14 protein-coding genes are annotated in these 19,879 nt (G+C 72.8%); 7 read left to right on the forward strand and 7 right to left on the reverse strand.

The window, feature by feature from the left end:
• Positions 1 to 23: 23 nt before the first annotated feature.
• Both V3N99_11055 and V3N99_11060 read right to left on the reverse strand, forming a co-directional pair.
• Positions 24 to 2,855, reverse strand: coding sequence for an FAD-binding and (Fe-S)-binding domain-containing protein (locus tag V3N99_11055; protein MEO3937284.1), 2,832 nt, complete (start codon positions 2,853 to 2,855; stop codon positions 24 to 26).
• On the reverse strand, positions 2,852 to 4,591 hold the full coding sequence (locus V3N99_11060; GenBank protein MEO3937285.1) for an L-lactate permease: 1,740 nt from the start codon (positions 4,589 to 4,591) through the stop codon (positions 2,852 to 2,854). The genes V3N99_11055 and V3N99_11060 overlap by 4 nt, the downstream gene beginning before the upstream one ends.
• A 115-nt stretch (positions 4,592 to 4,706) precedes the next feature.
• On the opposite strand from V3N99_11060, the gene V3N99_11065 reads away from it, so the two are divergent.
• On the forward strand, positions 4,707 to 5,375 hold the full coding sequence (locus V3N99_11065; protein MEO3937286.1) for a GntR family transcriptional regulator: 669 nt from the start codon (positions 4,707 to 4,709) through the stop codon (positions 5,373 to 5,375).
• Between the two features lie 12 nt (positions 5,376 to 5,387).
• Here V3N99_11065 and V3N99_11070 read toward each other — a convergent pair whose 3' ends face one another.
• Positions 5,388 to 5,759 carry a hypothetical protein gene (locus V3N99_11070; protein MEO3937287.1) on the reverse strand — a complete coding sequence of 124 codons (372 nt, stop codon included), beginning with the start codon at positions 5,757 to 5,759 and terminating at the stop codon, positions 5,388 to 5,390.
• Positions 5,760 to 5,978: 219 nt separating this feature from the next.
• Here V3N99_11070 and V3N99_11075 point away from each other — a divergent pair, with 219 nt between their 5' ends.
• Both V3N99_11075 and V3N99_11080 read left to right on the forward strand, forming a co-directional pair.
• Entirely contained in the window at positions 5,979 to 6,545 is a 567-nt protein-coding gene (locus V3N99_11075) for a pyridoxamine 5'-phosphate oxidase family protein (GenBank protein ID MEO3937288.1), read from the forward strand.
• A gap of 33 nt (positions 6,546 to 6,578) precedes the next feature.
• Positions 6,579 to 7,502, forward strand: coding sequence for a haloalkane dehalogenase (locus V3N99_11080; GenBank protein MEO3937289.1), 924 nt, complete (start codon positions 6,579 to 6,581; stop codon positions 7,500 to 7,502).
• A gap of 21 nt (positions 7,503 to 7,523) precedes the next feature.
• On the opposite strand, the gene V3N99_11085 is transcribed toward V3N99_11080, so the two are convergent.
• On the reverse strand, positions 7,524 to 7,928 hold the full coding sequence (locus V3N99_11085; protein MEO3937290.1) for a MarR family winged helix-turn-helix transcriptional regulator: 405 nt from the start codon (positions 7,926 to 7,928) through the stop codon (positions 7,524 to 7,526).
• Between the two features lie 87 nt (positions 7,929 to 8,015).
• On the opposite strand from V3N99_11085, the gene V3N99_11090 reads away from it, so the two are divergent.
• A complete protein-coding gene (locus V3N99_11090; protein ID MEO3937291.1) occupies positions 8,016 to 12,206 on the forward strand; it encodes a putative inorganic carbon transporter subunit DabA in 4,191 nt (1,396 codons plus the stop codon).
• A gap of 121 nt (positions 12,207 to 12,327) precedes the next feature.
• Here the strand turns inward: V3N99_11090 and V3N99_11095 are convergent, their stop codons facing one another.
• On the reverse strand, positions 12,328 to 14,007 hold the full coding sequence (locus tag V3N99_11095) for a long-chain-fatty-acid--CoA ligase (protein MEO3937292.1): 1,680 nt from the start codon (positions 14,005 to 14,007) through the stop codon (positions 12,328 to 12,330).
• A gap of 146 nt (positions 14,008 to 14,153) precedes the next feature.
• On the opposite strand from V3N99_11095, the gene V3N99_11100 reads away from it, so the two are divergent.
• Positions 14,154 to 14,795, forward strand: coding sequence for a dihydrofolate reductase family protein (locus tag V3N99_11100; GenBank protein ID MEO3937293.1), 642 nt, complete (start codon positions 14,154 to 14,156; stop codon positions 14,793 to 14,795).
• A 51-nt stretch (positions 14,796 to 14,846) separates the two neighbouring features.
• On the opposite strand, the gene V3N99_11105 is transcribed toward V3N99_11100, so the two are convergent.
• Entirely contained in the window at positions 14,847 to 15,413 is a 567-nt protein-coding gene (locus V3N99_11105; protein MEO3937294.1) for a dihydrofolate reductase family protein, read from the reverse strand.
• 108 nt (positions 15,414 to 15,521) lie between these two features.
• Here V3N99_11105 and V3N99_11110 point away from each other — a divergent pair, with 108 nt between their 5' ends.
• Complete coding sequence (locus V3N99_11110) at positions 15,522 to 15,821, forward strand: antibiotic biosynthesis monooxygenase (GenBank protein MEO3937295.1); 300 nt, start codon at positions 15,522 to 15,524, stop codon at positions 15,819 to 15,821.
• A 527-nt stretch (positions 15,822 to 16,348) separates the two neighbouring features.
• Complete coding sequence (locus V3N99_11115; protein ID MEO3937296.1) at positions 16,349 to 18,028, forward strand: formate--tetrahydrofolate ligase; 1,680 nt, start codon at positions 16,349 to 16,351, stop codon at positions 18,026 to 18,028.
• A gap of 59 nt (positions 18,029 to 18,087) precedes the next feature.
• Here V3N99_11115 and dnaB read toward each other — a convergent pair whose 3' ends face one another.
• Positions 18,088 to 19,455 (reverse strand): replicative DNA helicase, encoded by a 1,368-nt coding sequence (dnaB, locus tag V3N99_11120; protein ID MEO3937297.1) that lies wholly within the window; start codon positions 19,453 to 19,455, stop codon positions 18,088 to 18,090.
• Positions 19,456 to 19,879: the final 424 nt, after the last annotated feature.

Genomic DNA, 19,879 nt, shown 5'->3' on the forward strand with positions numbered 1-19,879 from the left:
CCGACCGCCCCGTGGCCGACGGGCTACAGCGCGTCGGCGAGCAGCTCCAGCACGTGGCGGTAGTCCTTGCCCGTGGCGCGCGACATCCCCAGCTCGCACGTGCGGTTCGACGAGGCGTGGGCCCCGGCGCCCGAGGCGAGCACCTCGGCGGCCTGGGCCGTCGTCGCCGACGCGGTGAGCTCGGGGTGGAGCATCCCGCGGTCGCCGGCGAAGGCGCAGCAGCCCCACGAGTCGGGCACCACGACCTCGTCGGCGACGGCTGCCGCCACCGCGCGCAGGTCACCGTCGATGCCCATGCGGGCTGTGGAGCAGGTGGGGTGGAGGGCCAGCGAGGGGATCCGCCGCACCGTCGGCAGCACCGGCAGGACCTCGCGGGCGACGAAGGTCACGGCGTCGACCACCCGCAGTGCGCCGTACGGCGAGCCGGGCTCGGCCACCGCCTTGGCGACCGTCTCGCGCAGCCCCTCGGTGCACGACGAGGCGTCGCAGACGACCTCGAGGCGACCGCCGTCGCTGGCCCGCCACAGCGACTCCAGCACCCGGGCCTCCATCTCCCTCGCGCCCTGCGTCATGCCCTTGGAGCGCCACGGCGTGCCGCAGCACAGGCTGGGCAGGTCGTCGGGGTAGCGCAGGGTGACCCCTGTCGCAGCACAGAGCCGCTCGAGTGCGGAGCCGACGCCGCCGCCGGGAGTGCTCGGGCCGAACATCGTGCCGACGCAGGCCGAGAAGGCCACCACCTCCACCCGGGACGTGCCCCGGGGGACGCGCGCCCCGCCCGTCGGTCGGGGCGGGCCCCCGGCGGGAAGGTCCGGCGCCCACAGCGGCAGGACGTCGTCGCCCAGGAGCCGGCGGGCGAGCCGGTTGGGGCCGGTGACGACCGCCGCAGGCAGGGCCGACGTCGCCGTCAGCGCGGTCGCGCCGACGCGGGTCACTCCGGCCCAGTGGCGGGCGGCCGTCGTCCACCCGCGCTGCACGACCGGGCCGGCGCGCTCGCTGCGCAGGCGCTTCATCAGGTCGCCGGTGTTGATGTGCACCGGGCAGGCGGTCTGGCACATGCCGTCGACGGCGCACGTGTCGACCGACTCGTAGGCCTCGTCGGCCTCGAGCTGGGCGAGGGTCTGGAGGTCACCCCGCTCCCGGGCGAGCACCATCTCGCGCCGGATCGCGATCCGCTGGCGCGGGGTCGTGGTGAGGTCTCGGCTCGGGCAGACGGGCTCGCAGTAGCCGCACTCGACGCACCGGTCGACCTCGGCCTCGACCGTCGGCGCGGCCTTGAGGTCACGCAGGTGCGCCTGCGGGTCGTCGTTGAGGACGACGCCGGGGTTGAGCACGGCGCCCGGGTCGCAGAGGCGCTTGACCTGCCACATCACGTCGTAGAGCTCGTCGCCGTACTGCCGCCGCACATAGGGCGCCATCATCCGGCCGGTCCCGTGCTCGGCCTTGAGCGACCCGTCAGCCCCCAGCACGAGGTCGACCATGTCGTCGGTGAAGCGCTGCAGCCGGTCGGAGTCGGCTCCGCCGAGCCGCTCGGTGAGCATGAAGTGGATGTTGCCGTCCTTCGCGTGACCGAAGATGACGGCGTCGTCGTAGCCGTGGCGCGCGAAGAGCCCGATCAGGCTCTCGCACGTCGGCAGCAGCGCCTCGACGGGGACGGCGACGTCCTCCAGCAGTGCGGTGGTGCCCGCCGGACGGGCCCCGGCGACGGTCGCGTAGAGCCCCTTCCGGGTGTGCCACAGACTGGCCCGCTCTTCTGGGTCGGCCGTCAGGGCAGGAGGCGCGTGCGGCAGGAGGCGGGCCAGCGTCGGGACCGCACCGTCGGCGAGCGCGGTGACCGCCTCGCGCGAGTCGGCCTGGTACTCCACCAGCAGGGCGGCGTGACGCACGACCTCGATGCCGCGCAGCACGGCCGAGGCAGCGGGATCGGCCTGGCCCACACGCAGCGACGCGGCATCCATCAGCTCGACGGTCGCGGGCCCGGTCTGCAGCAGGGTGGGCAGGGCACCGGTCGCTCCGGCCAGGTCGTCGAAGACGAGCAGCCCCGTCACCGCGTGGGCCAGCAGCGGCACCGTGCGCAGCACGACCGAGGCGATGAAGGCCAGCGTGCCCTCGCTGCCCACGACGAGGTGGGCGAGGATGTCGACCGGGCGGGTGTGGTCGACGAAGGCGTTGACGCCGTAGCCCATCGTGTTCTTCATCGAGAACTGCGCCTCGATGCGCCGCACCGAGTCGGGGTTGCCCCGCACCCGGTCACGCAGGCGGCCCAGCCCCTCGTGCAGCGCGGGCTCGAGGCTGCGCAGGCGCTCGTCGGCGTCGGGCGCACCCGAGTCGACGACCGTGCCGCTGGGCAGCACCACGACGAGCGAGTCGAGGGTGGCGTAGGTGTTGGCCTGCGTGCCGCAGGCCATCCCGCTGGAGTTGTTGGCGACGACTCCCCCGAGGGTGCAGGCCACCTCGCTGGCCGGGTCGGGCCCGAGCTTGCGGCCGTGGCGCACGAGCCGGGCGTTGACCGCGCGCACCGTGGCGCCGGGCCCGACCCGCACGCGCGCGCCGCCGTCCAGGACCTCGATCTCGCGGAAGTAGCGGCGGCTGTCGACGAGCACGCCGCTGGTGCCGGCCTGACCGCTGAGGCTGGTGCCGCCGGAGCGGAACGTGAGCGGCACCTGCGAGCGACCGGACGCGGCGAAGAGCCGACCGACCTCTCGGGCGTCGACGGGGATGGCGACGGCCTGCGGGGTCAGTGCGTAGTGTGACGCGTCGTGGGCCATCTTGAGTCGGTCGGTGAGACCCGTGCGCAGCCGGCTGGGGTCGGCGAGCGCAGCCGCGAAGTCGGCCAGCCCGTAGGCAGTGGTGGTCACCTCACCACCATCCACCCGAGCACGGGGGTCGACTGGAGGTAGACCAGCACGCACATGCCGGCCAGCAGGCCGAGACTCCATCCGAGCACCTTGCGCAGCAGCTCGCTCTCCTTGCCCTCCATGCCGACCACCGCGGCGGCGATCGCGAGGTTCTGCGGAGAGATCATCTTTCCCAGGACCCCACCGGAGGTGTTGGCGGCAGCGAGCAGATAGGGGTCGAGGCCGGTCTTCTCGGCGGCCGTCACCTGGAGCAGGCCGAAGAGGGAGTTGGACGAGGTGTCAGACCCCGTCACCGCCACCCCGATCCAGCCGACGACGGGTGACAGCACGGCAAAGAGCGAGCCGGTCGCGGCGAGCGCGAGGCCGAGGGTGACGGTCTGGCCGGAGAAGTTCATGACGTAGGCCAGGGCCAGGACCGCGGTCACGGTCAGGATGGTGAACCGGAACTGCACGACGACCTTGCGCAGGGCCGAGGCGGCCCCCGCCGCCGAGACCCCGTAGACGACCGCCGTGACGATGCCGGCGAGGAGCAGCACCGTCCCGGCCGCGGAGAAGACGTTGACGTTGAAGGTCGCGGCCGCCAGGGGCTTGCCCGAGCTGCCGGCCACGTGGAGACCGGGCCAGGCGAGCTTCCACCCCGAGTGCGTGACGAGGAAGGTCTGGAGCGGGCCGAAGGAGACGGCGGTGAAGAAGGCGACGACCACGAGGTACGGCGCGAAGGCCATCAGTCCCTCGCGGAGTGCGACCGGGACGGAGCCGGCGTCGCCGGACTCATCCGAGCCGGTCGAGGAGCCCGGGCGGCGGGACGGGCCGCCGGCCGCGGCGGGGACGGGGCGGCCCGTCGTACCAGAGGCGGTGGCAGGAGCACCGACGGCGACCGGGACGAGGTCGTCGTCACCGACAGGGGTGCCGACGAGGACCTCGGCCGGCTGCCACACGCGGAGCAGGACCACGACGCCGAGGGCTCCAGCGGCGGCGGCGATGATGTCGGCGACCTGGTAGCTGAAGAAGTTCGAGCTCAGGAACTGACCGATCGCGAAGGCGAACCCACCGACCAGGGCCGGCAGCCAGGTGGTGCGCAGACCGCGGCGACCGTCGACCATGCCGACGAGGAGCAGGGGCACGAAGGCCGCGAGGACCGGCGTCTGGCGCCCGACCATCGCGCCGAGGGTGTCAGGGTCGAGGCCGGTGATCTTGCCGAGCGTCGTGATGGGGACCGCGACGGCGCCGAAGGCGACCGGGGCCGTGTTGGCGACGAGCGCCACCGACGCAGCCTTGATGCGGGGGATGCCGACGGCCATGAGCATGACGGCGGTGACCGCCACCGGGGTGCCGAAGCCGGCGAGCGCCTCGAGCAGCGCGCCGAAGCAGAAGGCGATGAGGATGGCCTGGATGCGCTGGTCGGGCGAGACCGACCCGAAGGCGCGGCGCAGCACGAGGTCGTAGCCCGTCAGCTCGGTGAGCCGGAAGATCCAGATCGCCGCGAGCACGATCCAGATGATCGGGAAGAGCCCGAACGCCGCGCCCTCGGAGGCGGAGAGCAGGGCCTGCCCAGCCGGCATCCCGAAGGCGAGGACGGCCACGCCGAGGGCTACCACGAGAGAGGCGAGCCCGGCCTGCCACGCCTTCCAGCGCATGACCCCCAGCAGGACGAAGAGCGTGATCAGCGGCAGGGCGGCGACCAGAGCGGACCAGGCGAGCGAGCCGGCCACAGGATCGGCGACGGGTTGGAACATCGGCACTCCTTCGTGCGGGGGGCGGGGGGCCCCGGGTGGCCTGAACGTATGACAAGTGTACTTGTATGTCAATCTGACAACCTGTGTGTCTTACGGCTCACGTAGAGTGGGGCAGGTGATCAAGCTCCACACGGTGTCACTCGTCGACGCGCTGTCGGCCACCCTGCGGCGGCGCGTGCTCGATGGCGAGATCGCCCCCGGGGTCGGCCTGCCCGAGCAGGAGGTCGCCGCCGACTACGACGTGTCGCGCCCGACCGCCAAGGCGGCGATCGCCATGCTCGTGCAGGAGGGCCTGCTGCACCGCGAGCCGCACAAGACGGCCCACGTGCCAGCCCTCTCACGGGCCGACGTCGAAGACCTCTTCCTCGTGCGCATCCCGCTCGAGGTCAGCGTGGTCGTGGCGTTGGCCGAGCGCGGGCCGGCGCTCACGCAGCCGGGGCTGGAGGCGGCCGCCCGAGCCATCGCCGACCTCTCGGCGGTGCCCGAGGGGGCGCTGACGAGCGACTTCGTCGATGCCGACCTCGGGTTCCACCGGGCCCTGGTCGCGGCGGTGGGCAGCCCGCGGCTCACCCGTCTCTACGGCGGGCTGAGCGGCGAGATCCACCTGTCGATGGTGCAGTCGCGGTGGGCCCTCGGCCGCGACCGGATCGCCGGCGAGCACCAGGGCGTGCTCGACGCGCTCCACCAGCGCGACGGTGCCCTCGCCGGCCGCCTCATGCAGACCCACCTCGAGGGCGCCTGCGCAGCGCTCGCGGCGACGATCGGCGCGCCGGCCACGGACTGAGGTCGCTCCGGCTCAGGCGTCCCAGCCCGGCGTACGGCGTGTGCGTGTGACCGCAGCAGACGATGCGCACGTCAGGCGCGACATCCGCCAGCACCTGCTGCCAGCGCGACGGCCGGGTGTCGACGAGCACGACCTCGTCGTCGTCGCGGGGGTGCCGTGGCAGAAGAGCACGTCGCCGACACCGGTCAGCGGGAGCACGAGCGGGTGGGGCAGGTCGGCGAGCAGCCCGACGTGGTCGGGCCGCAGCTGGGCTGCCGCCCAGCGGTCGATCGGCGGTGTGCCCTCGGGGAGCGTGCCCCCGCGGGCCAGCGTGACGAGGTCCCGATCGGCATTGCCGCGCACGAGACGGAGCCGGTCGCCGAGGGTGAGGAGGCGGTCGAGCACCTGGGTTGGTTGTGGGCCTGCGGCGAGGTCGCCGTGACGACGACGAGGTCGGCGGAGCGCACGTCGGGCTCGGCCAGCACGGCCTCGAGCGTGGGGAGCACCCCGTGGGTGTCGCTGCGGACGGCGAGGCGGTCGGGCATGGCTCCAGTGTGCGGGGCCGACCTGCGTCGTCTCCCGCTTCCGGGCCTGGCGCGACCACCCGCGGCCTACGCTCGGCGCATGGGCACCGTCTACCCCGGCATCGACTCCACCCTCGCCCTCTGGCTGGAGCGGCAGCCCCTGTATGTCGTCGCGACCGCGCCACTGGGTGCGGACGGGCTCATCAACGCCTCACCCAAGGGTGGGGTCGGCACGTTCCGCGTGCTCGACGAGCACCGGGTGGCCTACCTCGACCTCACCGGCAGCGGGGTGGAGACCATCGCGCACCTGCGCGAGAACGGCCGGATCATCGTGATGTTCATGGCCTTCGAGGGCCGGCCCACCATCGTGCGGCTGCACGGCCGCGGGACGGCGGTGCTGCCGGGTGACGCCGAGTTCGACTCCCTCGTAACGGGGTTCACCGCACACCCCGGAGTGCGCTCGGTCATCGTGGTCGACGTCGAGCGGGTGGCCGACTCCTGCGGCTACGCGGTGCCCCTGATGGACCACGTCTCCGACCGTGAGGTTCTCGACCTCGCCAACGCCAAGAAGGGCGAGGCCAGGTTGGCCGACTACCGCGCCGAGAGGAACGCCGTCAGCCTCGACGGCCTGCCCGGGCTCCCCGCCGGTGTGACCAACGAGTCGTAGCCACGGGCGAGCGGCCCAGCGATACTGCGGGGCATGGACCTCGCACGGACGCCGGCCGACCGCTTCGCGGATCTCGCGGACTTCCCCCACGAGCCGCGGTGGGTGACGCTCGCCGACGGGGTGCGCATGGCGTACGTCGCGTCCGGCCGGCCCGACGCGCCGACGGTCGTGCTCGTGCACGGCGAGCCGACCTGGGGCTACCTGTACCGCCACATGATCGGCCCGCTCGTCGATGCCGGACTGCGGGTGGTCGTGCCCGACCTCGTCGGCTTCGGCCGCTCCGACAAGCCGACCGACGTGGGCGACTACTCCTACGCCGCGCACGTGGAGTGGCTGCGGGCCGCCCTCTTCGACGCGCTCGACCTGCGCGACATCGTCTACGTGGGTCAGGACTGGGGCGGCCTGCTCGGGATGCGGCTGCTCGCCGAGCACCCCGAGCGCTTCGCCGGGGCGGTCATGGCCAACACCGGACTGCCCACGGGCGACGTGCCGATGCCCGAGGTCTGGCAGCGCTTCCGCGTCGCCGTGCAGACCGCCGAGCGGCTCGACGTCGCCCGCCTCGTCGACTCAGGCTGCCAGCGCGAGCTCACCCCGCAGGAACGGGCAGCGTATGACGCCCCCTTCCCCTCGAGCGCGCACCTGGCCGGGGTGCGGTCCTTCCCGGGGCTCGTGCCCAACACCCCCGACGACCCGGCGTCGGCCGCCAACCGCGCTGCCTGGCAACGGCTTTCGCACATCGATGTCCCCTTCCTCACCGCCTTCAGCGACGGCGACCCGATCACCCGCGGAGGTGACCGGTGGATGCGGGAGCGCATCGCCGGCGCGGTGGGTCAGCCCCATACGACCATCGAGGGGGCAGGGCACTTCCTCCAGGAGGACCAGCCGGAACGCTTCGCGGAGGTGGTCGCGGCCTTCGTGGCGTCGCTCAGGTGGGCGGGGTCTCCGCGACCTGCCTGAGCCGAGCCAGACCCTGGCCCGTCAACCGCGCGGAGAGGTGCCCCCGGCGTCGTCGGCGAAGATCTCGATGAGCTCACGCACCTGGTGCTCGGCTTCGGCGGGATGACGGAACGCGACCTCGTCGTGGACGACGTACCTGTTGCGTCGGCCGTCCCGCACCTTCGTGAGGAAGCCGGCCTGCTCGAGGTCTCGCACGATGCCGGCGGCGGACCGCTCCGTGATGCGGGCCAGCGCGGCCATGTCCCGCAGTCGCAGGTCAGGCGTCCGGGCGATGAGCAGCAGGACCCGACCGTGGGACGTCAGCAGGGTCCACCCCGGAGCGGGCTGCGCGGCCGTGACGAGACCGTCGTCAGCTCCCGCGGTGCCCCCCGTGCCGGTGCCGGCGGCTCGAGCCCCGGCCGGTCGCGGACGCGGTGGTGTCGGCACTGGTCCATCTTGCCCGACCGGGGACAGCGGAGAGGGTGGTACGGGGTCCCGTTTGACCTGAAGTTTTTTTCATGTATTTTCTTTCTCATGTTTGCCCTCAGGCTGGTCCGCTTCCCCCTCGCCGCGCTGGTGCTGCTCTCCCTGCTCGCCCTCCCTCGTGCCCTGTCTGGCTCCCCGGTGGGCCTGTCCGCGGGGCGGGTGGACCTGGGGTGGCTCGGGTCCGCGGAGGTCGGGGTGCACCTGGGCGTGGTCGAGACCCTCCTCCTGCTGCTCGTGACCGGGATCGGCCTGGTGGTGGCGGCCTACAGTGCGCGCAACCTGGTCGGACAGGACGGGCTCGTCCGCTACGCCTCCCTGGTGACCGTCACCGTCGCCGCGCTGGCCCTGGCGGTCACGGCCACCTCGCTGCCCGTCCTCGCCCTGGGGTGGACCGTGGCGAGCGCGAGCCTCTCGGGCCTCGTGGGCCACGCGGGGACCGGGCCCGCCACCAGGTCTGCGCGACAGATCCTGTTCCGGCTGCTGAGCGGGGACGTGCTGCTCTGGGCGGGCGTGGTCGTCACCGGGGTCGGGGTCGGCACGCTGGACAGGGCAGCGCTGGCCGAGAGGGTGGGCGCTGCGCCTGCCGGCGCGGTGACGCTCGCAGCCCTGCTGGTCGTGGGGGCGGGCGTGGTGCGCAGTGCCCTGATCCCGGCGCACCGGTGGCTACCGGAGACCGCCGAGGCGCCGTCGCCGGTCAGTGCGCTGCTGCACGCCGGCCTGGTGAACGGCGTCGGGGTGCTCGTCCTGCTGCTCTGGCCGCTGGTCATGGGGGCCCCGGCTGCCCGGGTGCTGCTCCTCGTGCTCGGGTCGGTCACCGCGGTCGTGGCCACAGCCCAGATGAGGACCAGGGCCGACGTGAAGGGGCGTCTCGCGGCCTCGACCTCCTCGCAGATGGGCTACCTGGCGGTGCAGGCGGCCCTCGGCATCCCCGCCGCCGTGCTCGCCCACGTCATCGGGCACGGCATCTGGAAGGCCTCGCTCTTCCTCGGCGCGGGTGGAGCCGTCGAACGCAGCCTCGGTCGCGACGTGACCCCCGCGGCAGCGCGCACCCGGCGTGGCGCCCTCGGAGCAGGGGCCGCAGCGGCCGTGGCGGTCGGGTCCGCTGCCGTCCTGCCCGCGTCCTGGCCCACGCTGACGGCACCCGCCGAGCTGCTGCCGCTCGTGATGGCGACCGGGGTCGGCGCCGTGGCCCTGCTGGCCGTCACTCGGCACCGCGGACCGCGGACGGCTCGCCTCCTGGCGGCAGCGGTGGTCCTGGGTGTTGGGATCGGGTACGTCATCGGTCTGCGCGCCCTCGGCCACGCGCTCGACGGCCCGGTCGGCGAGGCAGCTCCCTGGGGAAGCGCCGAGGGGTGGCTGGCCGCCGCCGCTGTCGCGGTGCTGCTGGCGGTCGGGATCGTCGGCGCACGGGTGGACCGGGCGTCCCGGCGTGGAGCGCATCCGTCGATGGCCCGACGGATGGCCCGCTCGTCCGTCCGGCCCCGCACGCTGCGCGAGCGCCTGACCCACCGGCCGTCGGTGGCGATCGCGATCCCGCCGGTCTCCGGCGAGGACGCGGCAGCGGCGAGCCGCCTGGTGCACCTCACCGCCCGCACGTGCGCCACCCTCTACCCGCTCGACGGGTTCGTCGCCAGCAACCCGGTGGCCGGGCTCGAGGACCTCGGTGTGGAGGACGCGATGCACATCGCCGCCGAGGTGTGGGGCGCCGCCTCGGGGCCCTCGGCCGACGCACTGCGTCAGGCCCTGACCGCCGGTCGGGTCGAGGACGCCGACGTCGAGGCCACGATCCACGAGGCCCTCTGCCGGGCCCGCCACGCCGACGGCACGGGGGCCTGCGACGACCGGGCCTCACTGGCCCGGGTCCTGCTGCTCGCCGACGAGCCGGAGCGCGACCTCGTGGCCGCGGTGACCCGCCACCTCGAGCGCGCCGGCGTCGAGCCGAGGCGCGTCCTGAGGACGCCCCTGCAGGTGCTGCCGGTGGGCTACGAGGAGATCGACCGGAGGGCCCGAGAGGTCGTGCATCACCTGTGCGCCCGGTCCTTGGCGGGCCCGAGCTGGCCGGGCGCCCGAGGGCCGTGGCTGGAGCTGCGGGCCACCGCGACCGCGCTGGACACGATCCTGCGGGTGGACGGCGCCGGCGAGCTCGTGTCCCACCTGCCTCCTGCTGCGCCCGCAGCGATCGCCGCCCTCCTCGAGCACCTCGGTGTCCCGCCCGAGGACCGGCTCGGGCTGCTGGGACGACTGCTCGCGCGGGACCCCGGCTGGCCGGCGCACCTGGTCTGGCGTGGCCGGCACGCACGGCTGGGTCGGGAGGCAGGCCTCGAGGACCCGTCGACCGAGGGCGTGGCCGACGGCCTGATCGAAGAGCTCGTGGCCACCCGCCTCGCGATCGAGGTGCTCGTCACGACCGCGCAGGCGCCGCGCCTGCTCGGTCGGCCATTGGCAGCCGCAGACCTGCTGGTCGACTGCCGCGAGGAGCAGGCGCGAGCCCTTGCGGCGGTGGTGGCTGCGGGACTCGTCGGAGCCGAGCCCTCCCCCGAGGAGGTGCGCCGCCTCGCGCGAGCCCTCGAGCCCCTGGCGGGTGGGCGACTCGCGCTGTTGCGGACCGACGTGCTCGAGCGTGCGCTTCGACGTCAGCTGCTCGGGCAGGTCGCCGCAGGCGAGGGTCAGGGCGGCGGCAGCACGGCGTCCGCGCCCGCTGCGCAGCTCGTCACGTGCATCGACACCCGGTCAGAACGCCTGCGCCGCCACCTGGAGCCCCTCGGGCCGTGGGAGACCCTCGGCGCAGCAGGCTTCTTCGGGATCCCGCTGCGCTACGTCGCCACCACCGGGGTCAGCACCGAGCGGGCGCCTGCCCTGCTGCGTCCCGTGCCCAGGGTCTCGGAGCGCGCCCGCCCCGGCGGACCCCTGTCGGGGACGGAGGACTGCCTGCGGGCCGCAGTACGCACCCTCGAGGCGATGCCGGGTCTGCCCTTCGGGTGGGCCGAGGCGGCGGGCTGGATCTACGGCCCGTTCGTCGTCGCGGGGACCCTCGTGCCGCGGGGTGCGCGGATGCTCCGTGATGGAGCACAGCGAGCGCTGCGGGCTCCCCGCCGCGGAGACCTGGATGCCGTCGCCGACGTCGGAGGCGACGTCCTCGCGGAGGCGGCGGCGGCCTTCGTCGCCACCCTCGGGACGGACGCCCTGGCGCCACTGGTGGTCGTCGCCGGACACGGCGGCCGGCTGACCAACAACCCCCACGTCGCCGCCTACGACTGCGGTGCCTGTGGCGGTTCCGCCGGCGACGTCAACGCGCGGGCCATGGTGTCGGCGCTGAACGACCCCGGCGTGCGGGCGACCCTGCGCCACCAGGGGGTGGTCGTCCCCGAGGACACGTGGTTCGCCGCGGCTCTGCACGACACGACCCGCGACCTCGTCGAGGTGTTCGACCGCGCGCTGGTGCCGGATCGCCTGCGGGACACCCTCCGGCGGCTCGAGGACGACCTGCGCCACGCAGGAGCGCAGGTGCGGTCGGAACGTCTGAGCCAGCTGCCGGACGTGCGGTGGGGCACGGCGCGCCGGCTGCGCCGGGAGGTCGAGCACCGCTCGGCCGACTGGGCCCAGCCGCGGCCGGAGTGGGGGCTGGCCGGGGCGGCGGCCATCGTCGTCGGCCCGCGCGCACTCACGGCGGGGATCCACCTGCAGGGGCGGGTGTTCCTCCAGTCCTACCGGTCTGACCTGGACCCCGACGGCACCGTCCTGGAGCAGCTGCTCGCGGCCCCGGTCGTGGTGGCGCAGTGGATCACGGCTCAGTACTGGGCCTCGACCGTCGACCCCCACCGATTCGGCGCCGGGGACAAGACGACGCACAACATCGTCGGTGACGGGCACGCGTTGTCGGCGGTGCTCTCCGGGGCCCACGGCGACCTGCGGATCGGCCTCCCCTGGCAGGCCGTCTCGGCGACCGCCCCGAGAGCCGAGCGCGGAGGCCACGTCGACCCCTGGCGGGCGGCGACCCACCACGAGCCGGTCCGCCTGCTGGCCATCGTGTGCGCCGAGCCGGCCACGATCGAGCGCATCCTCGCCCGGCAACCGTCGGTGGCCCGTCTCGTGGCGGGCGGGTGGATCACCCTGTCGGCCGTGGAGCCGGTTGGGGGGCGCATCCTGACCAGAGCTCGTGACGGCAGGTGGCTCGCCAGCGCCGCGCAGGCGGTGCCGGCGGTCGACGCGGCCCTGCTGTCGCAGCACGACGACCGCTGACCGGATGTCGCCGGGCACCCACCCGGGCTGGGGTTAGCTCGCCTGCACCGACCAAACGGCACGAGCCCGGTGCACCACCGATCGGCGCCAGAACCGGACTCGTGCCAGTCGGTGGGCGCGCTCAGGGCAGCGACAGCGTCTTGGCCACCTCGCGGCGCACGACCTTGCCCATCGCGTTGACCGGCAGCTCGTCGACGACGACGAAGCGACGCGGCACCTTGTAGGCGGTGAGCGACGACCGCGCGTGGGCGGCGAGGTCGTCGGGGACGCGGTCGTGGCCGTCGGCGAGCACGACTGCGGCCACGACCTCCTCGCTCCCACTGGCCTGCGCGATCCCGACGACCGCGACGTCGGCGACCGCGTCGTGGGCGCGCAGCACGGTCTCGACCTCGGAGGGGTAGACGTTGAAGCCGCCGGTGATGATCATCTCCTTGAGCCGGTCGACGACGGTGAGGAAGCCTCGCTCGTCCATCGTCACGATGTCGCCGGTGCGGAACCAGCCGTCGTGGAAGGCGGCGGCCGTCTCCTGCGGCATACCGCGGTAGCCGTCGAAGACCTGCGGGCCGCGGACGAGCAGCTCACCGCGCTCGCCGAGCGCGACCTCGCGGTCGAGGTCGTCGGCGTCGGCGACGCGGACGTCGGTGTCGGGGAACGGCACACCGATGCACCCGGGGCGACGGTCGCTCGACATGGGGTTGCCGACGATGACCGGAGAGGTCTCGGTGAGGCCGTAGCCCTCGACCAGCAGGCCGCCCGTCGCCGCCTCCCAGCGCTGCACCAGCGCGGCCGGCAGGGGCATCGCACCCGAGAGGCCGTAGCGAATCCCTCGCAGCGACAGGCCTTTTCGCTCGGCCTCGGTGACGATGCGCTCGTAGAGCGGTGGCACGGCGGGGATGAAGCTCGGCGGCCGGCGCTCGATCGCCTCCATGAGTAGACCGATCTCGGGGCGGGGCAGCAGGACGAGGGTGGCGCCGAGGCGGGTGCCGACGAGCATCCCGATGGTGACGCCGTAGGCGTGGAAGAGCGGCAGCGCAAGGAGGAAGACCTCGCGCCCCGGCTGGAGGCCGGGCACCCATGCGCGGCCCTGCTCGACGTTGGCCACGAGGTGGCGGTGACGCAGCGGCACGCCCTTGGGCACCCCCGTGGTCCCCGACGTGTAGAGCAGGAGGGCGACGTCGTCGGCGACGGGCCGCGGGTGCGAGGGGTCGAGCGACGGGGAGGCCGCGAGGTCGCCCCACGCGATCGCGCCGGGTGCGGGGCTCGTGAGCTGAGCGCGGGCCGCGCGGGCCTTCGGGATGGGGAGCCGCAGGGCGAGACGCTTCATCCGGGGCATCGCCGTGGTGAGGTCGACGGCCACGACGTGCTCCACGGCGCAGGTGTCGCGCAGCTCCTCCACGACCGGAGCGACCTTGTCCCAGACGATCGCGACGCGGGCGCCGTGGTCGGTGAAGGGGTGGCGCAGCTCGCCGGCGGTGTAGAGCGGGTTGTGCTCGACGACGGTGGCGCCGAGGCGCAGCACGGCGAAGAACGCGACGACGTTCTGCGGGCAGGTCGGCAGCAGCACGGCGACGGTGTCGCCGGGTCCGACGCCGAGTTCGCGCAGCCCCTGCGCGACCCGGCTCACCTGCTCGCCGACCTGCGCCCAGCTCGTCGCCGCCCCGAGGAAGTCGAGCGCCGGCCGGTCCCCCCACGCGGCCACCGTCGCATCGAGGTGGTCGGTCAGCGTGGTGCCGTCGTGGGTGAGGTGGAGCGCCACACCCGCCCCGTACGACGCCGCCCAGCGGGGCTCGTCAGCCGACATGGCGGGTTTCCTCACTGCCGCGGTTGGGGGTGCGCGGACGGTGTCACGCTACCGCGCGGGTCGACGACCATCGCCTCCCGATCTGGGGGCGACACGCCGGGCGTCCCGTGTGCTTGCATGGGGCACCGACCCCGAGGAGTCTCCCCATGTCTGTGCGCGTCGACCTCAACATCTCCCTCGACGGCGTGGCGTCGCCGTCGGACCCGACCCCGGACAACCCCATGGGCGCCGACTGGGGCCTGCTGACCGCGGCCTACACCGCGACCCGCACCTTCCGCGAGCGGGTGCTCGGCGACACCAGCGGGGCGGGCACGTCCGGCCTCGACGACGCGTATGCCGCCGCCTACTTCGAAGGTGTCGGCGCCGAGATCATGGGGGCCGCGATGTTCGGTCTGCACACCTTCCCCGACGACCCCGACTGGGCGGGGTGGTGGGGTGACGAGCCGCCGTTCCGGTGCCCCGTCTTCGTCCTGAGCCACACAGCGAGGCCGACGCTGACCACGGGGAACGGGACGTCGTTCGAGTTCCTCTCGGTCAGCCCTGCAGAGGCTCTCGCGCGGGCCGTCGCGGTCGCGGACGGGCACGACGTGCGCGTCGGCGGCGGCACCGGGGTCGTGCGCGACTTCCTACGCGCTGGGCTCGTCGACCGGCTGCACGTCGCGATCGCGCCGGTCGTGCTGGGCCGGGGCGGGCGGCTCTGGGACGACCTGCGGTTGCTCGGGAGCGACTACACAGCGACGAGCGAGACGGCCGAGAGCGGCACCATCCACGTGACGTTTCGGCGCTGACCCCGCTGCGACCTGCGATCGCGGCTGCCCCGACGGCCAGGGCGAGCGCCCTCAGACTGGGTGACGGACCGCGTGGCGGAGGTAGACCACACCGCCCGGGAACCGTCGGTGGTCCAGCAGCTCGAGGTCGACGCGCATGCCCCGCGGCAGCGCCGGCTTGCCGCCGCCGACGAGGACCGGGGACATCAGCAGCACGCACTCGTCGACCAGGCCGTGCCGGAAGGCCTCGGCCGCGATAGACGCGCCTCCGATGCTGAGGTCCGAGTCGGAGGTCTCCTTGAGCCGTCGGACGGCCTCCGGCTCGAGCTGCCGCTCGATCCTCGTGCGCGCGGTCGACACCTCGGTGAGCGTGGAGGAGTAGACGACCTTGTCGGTGTCACGCCAGATGCTGGCGTAGTCGCGCACCACGGGCGGCTCGTCCGCCAACCAGTCGTCGCTCTCCCACACGCGCATCGTGTCGTACATCCGTCGCCCGTAGAGCGACGTGCCGATGTGCCGCTCGTGCTCGTTCCAGAACGCGTGCACGTCCTCGTCCGGCACGGACCAGTCGAACGCACCCGTCTCGTCCTCGACGAAGCCGTCGAGCGAGACGTTGGCCGCGTAGACCAGCTTGCCCATGGAGCCCTCCGACGTGATGAGGGCACCAGCCTGCGAGGTCACCCGGGCGCAGTCAAGAGCTGGGGGTCATGGGTTACGGTCGGGCCACAGATCCCACGGAGGAGCGTCATGAACACTGTTGCCCTGGTCGTCAAGCTCGTCGCCAAGCCGGGAGCGGAGGAGCAGGTGGCGCAGTTCCTCGCGGGCGCCCTCGAGCTCGCCAACGCCGAGCCCGGCACTGCCGTCTGGTTCGCCCTGCGCACCGACGAGACGACCTTCTGGATCGTCGACGCCTTCCCGAGCGACGCCGAGCGCCAGGCCCATCTCGCCGGGCCCATCGCCGCGGCCCTGATGGAGCACGCCGACGCGCTGCTGGCGGTCGCACCCGAGATCATGCCGGCGGACATCCTCGCCGAGAAGGTGACCTGAGCGGCCCGACCTCGGGCCTCATCGGTTACGTCGACGGCCAGCCGGCCGGCTGGGTCGCGGTCGAGCCGCGGGAGGGCTACCCGAGGATCTGGGCCCGGCAGAAGTCGTGGATGCGGATGGACCCCGACCTCGAGGGCGTCTGGTCGGTCACCTGCTTCGTCGTGCGCAAGGGCTTCCGCCGTCAGGGACTGATGTACGGGCTCGCCGCCGCCACCGTCGACTACGGCAGGCAGGTCGGCGCTCGCGTGCTCGAGGGCTACCCCACCGAGCCCATCCCGGGGAAGACCGTGATCTGGGACGAGGCGTCGGTCGGCCTGCTCCAGGTCTTCCTCGAGGCCGGCTACGAGGTCGAGGCCTCGCCCACCCTGCGCCGCAGGGTGGTGCGCCACCGACTCGGCGCGTGTTCTGACGGTGCTGGGCCTGAGAAGGTCCGCACGACAACAGCGATCCCTGCTTTCGCGGCGACGGGCTCGGCATACGCTCGGGCGGAGGCGCCCACCGGCGGGAGCCCCCACGAGAGGGTGACGATGCTGTCGGACGGCGAGATCGCGAACGCGGCGCAGCTGCTGCCCATCACCGAAGTAGCCCGCGAGAGCCTCGGCCTCGACGAGCAGGTGGTTGTCCCCTACGGGCACGACAAGGCCAAGATCGATCTCGCGTATGCCGTGTCGCTCACCCCACGGCCCGGCTCGCGGCTCGTGCTCGTCACCGCCCTCTCCCCGACCCCGGCCGGTGAGGGCAAGACGACGACGGTGATCGGGCTCACCGATGGGCTGCGGCAGCTCGGCACCCGGGCGGCGGCGGCGCTGCGGGAGCCGTCCATGGGGCCGGTCTTCGGGATGAAGGGCGGAGCGGCGGGCGGCGGCTATGCGCAGGTCGTGCCGATGACCGACATCAACCTCCACTTCACCGGCGACTTCGCCGCCATCGGGGCCGCGAACAACCTCCTGGCCGCGCTCATCGACAACCACGTCCACCACGGCAACTCCCTCGACATCGACGTCCGCTCGGTGACGTGGAAACGGGCCGTCGACCTCAACGACCGGGCCCTGCGACAGGTCGTCGTCGGGCTGGGCGGCCCGACCGACGGCTACCCCCGCGAGGACGGATTCGACATCGTCGTCGCCTCCGAGCTGATGGCGATCTTCTGTCTCGCCGACTCGCTGGCCGACCTCAAAAGACGGATCGGCAACATCGTCGTGGCCCACACCCGGTCCAAGGAGCCGGTCCGCGCCCGTGACCTCGTCGCGGAGGGCGCCATGACCGTGTTGTTGCGACAGGCTTTCGCGCCCAACCTGGTCCAGACCCTGGAGCACTCACCCGCGTTCATCCACGGCGGCCCGTTCGCCAACATCGCGCACGGGTGCAACTCCGTCATCGCGACCCGCACCGCTCTCGGTCTCGCCGACGTCGTCGTGACGGAGGCGGGCTTCGGCGCAGACCTCGGAGCCGAGAAGTTCCTCGACCTGATGTGCCGCTCCAGTGGTCTGCGCCCGGACGTCGCCGTCGTCGTCGTCACCGTGCGCGCCCTGAAATACCACGGCGGCGTCGCGGTCGCCGACCTACAGACCCCGGATCTCGACGCGCTCGATCGTGGGAGCGTCAACCTCACGAGGCATCTCGCGACGCTGTCCGATGTGTTCGGTCTGCCCGTGGTCGTCGCCGTCAACCGCTTCCCCAGCGACACACCGGCCGAGCTCGAGCGAGTCGAGCAGATAGCCGCCGACCTCGGGTTCTCGGCATACGTGACGACCCATGTCGCGGACGGCGGGGGTGGTGCCACGGGGCTCGCCCGAGGGGTCCTCGACGTGCTCGACGCCGGCCAGCCGTCGACCTTCCGGTTCGCCTACGAGGAGAGCGGCTCGGTCGAGGACAAGGTCACGGTGCTCGCGACCCGCGTCTACGGTGCCGCAGGGGTCACCTTCAGCGCCCGGGCCCGCCGGCAGCTCGCGCAGGTCAGGGCGGACGGCTTCGGACACCTGCCCGTGTGCGTCGCCAAGACGCAGTACTCGTTCTCCACGGACCCGACCGCCCTCGGCGCACCCACCGGGCACGTCATCGACGTGCGGGAGGTGCGGCTCTGCGCCGGCGCCGGCTTCATCGTGCTCATCACCGGTGACGTCATGACCATGCCAGGCCTGCCCCGGCACCCGGCCTCGGAGCGGATCGACATCGACGACGCAGGGCTGGTCACGGGGCTGAGCTGACCGGCGTGGAGGTGAGGGCGCCGTCGTCACGGGTGACATCGGGTGCGAGGGGTGCGGCCTCAGAAGTTGGTGGCCATGTCCTTGAAGCGGGAGTAGTGGCCCTGGAAGGACACGACGATGGTGTCGGTGGGGCCGTTGCGGTGCTTGGCCACGATGAGGTCGGCCTCGCCTGCGCGCTGGCTCTCCTTCTCGTAGGCGTCCTCACGGTGGAGCAGGATGACCATGTCCGCATCCTGCTCGATCGAGCCCGACTCACGAAGATCGCTCATCGCGGGACGCTTGTCGGTGCGCTGCTCGGGGCCACGGTTGAGCTGGGAGATGGCGATGACCGGCACCTCGAGCTCCTTGGCGAGCAGCTTGAGGGCTCGGGAGAACTCTGAGACCTCCTGCTGGCGGCTCTCGACACGCTTGCCGGACGACATCAGCTGGAGGTAGTCGATGACGACGAGCTTGAGGTCGTGGCGCTGCTTGAGCCGGCGGCACTTGGCCCGGATCTCCATCAGGGACATGTTGGGCGAGTCGTCGATGAAGAGCGGGGCGTCGGAGACACGGCCCATGGTCGAGGCGAGACGGCCCCAGTCCTCCTCGCGCATCGTGCCCTTGCGCATGTGCTGGAGCTGGATGCTGGCCTCGGCCGAGAGCAGGCGCATGGTGATCTCGGTCTTGCTCATCTCGAGCGAGAAGACCACCGCGGCCTGACCGTGTTTGATCGCCGCAGAACGCACTATATCCAGACCAATCGTACTTTTTCCCATCGCGGGCCGGGCCGCGATGACGATCATCTGCCCCGGGTGCAGCCCGTTGGTGAGCGCGTCGAGGTCGGTGAAGCCGGTGGGCACACCCGTCATCTCGCCGGACTTGCCGGAGGCGACCTCGATCTCGTCGACCGTGGGCTCGAGGACGTCGCCGAGCTTGACGTAGTCCTCACCGCCGCGCTTGTCGGCGACGGCGTAGATCTCGGCCTGGGCCGCGTTGACGATGTCTTCGACGTCGCCGCCACCCTGGGCGTAGCCGAGCTGCACGATCTTGGTGCCGGCCTCGACGAGGCGACGCAGCACGGCGCGCTCGGCGACGATCTGGGCGTAGTAGCCGGCGTTGGCGGCGGTGGGGACCTGGGCGATGAGGCCGTGCAGGAAGGCCTGGCCACCGACCCGGGTCAGGTCGCCGCGCTTGGTCAGCTCGTCGGCGACGGTGATCGCGTCGGCCGGCTCGCCGCGCCCGTAGAGGTCGAGCACGGCGTCGTAGATCGCCTCGTGCGACGGGCGGTAGAAGTCGGCGCCCTTAAGCACCTCGACGCAGTCGGCGATGGCGTCCTTGCTCAGGAGCATGCCGCCGAGGACGGACTGCTCGGCGTGCAGGTCCTGCGGAGGGAGCCGGTCGTCGGGGGGCGACTGGGAGGACCCGGGGAACAGCTCCTGGATCGTCACGCCACGCCTCTCCTGGCGTCGTTCGACGCCCCGACTGATGAACCTGCTCGAACGGGTGTGCAGACAGCACACCATCGACCACCGACAGGGCCGTAGCCCAGGGCCGCCCCAGAGGTGCTCCCGCGGCAGACCGAGGGTGCCCGGGCTCAGCACAGCCGGTGACCGCAGCGGCTGGCCAGCGATGTCACGTTAGGCCCGGGCAGGCCCCTCCGCCAAACCCGTACCTGGGGACAACCTGGGGACAACTTGGCCTGCCTGAGCGTGTGCGGGTGTGTACTGCCTGTGGACAGTCAAGCGGACATCTCGGACAGGCCCCATCCATCGAGCATGGTGACGTGCGACGACGTCTGTGCACAGCGTGTGGACAGTGACCTTCACGAAACATTTCCGTCCGGCGGCCGCAGCCCCCGGCGTGTCTGCCTCG

This window comes from Dermatophilaceae bacterium Soc4.6, assembly GCA_039889245.1.
Classification (GTDB): Bacteria; Actinomycetota; Actinomycetes; order Actinomycetales; family Dermatophilaceae; genus Lapillicoccus.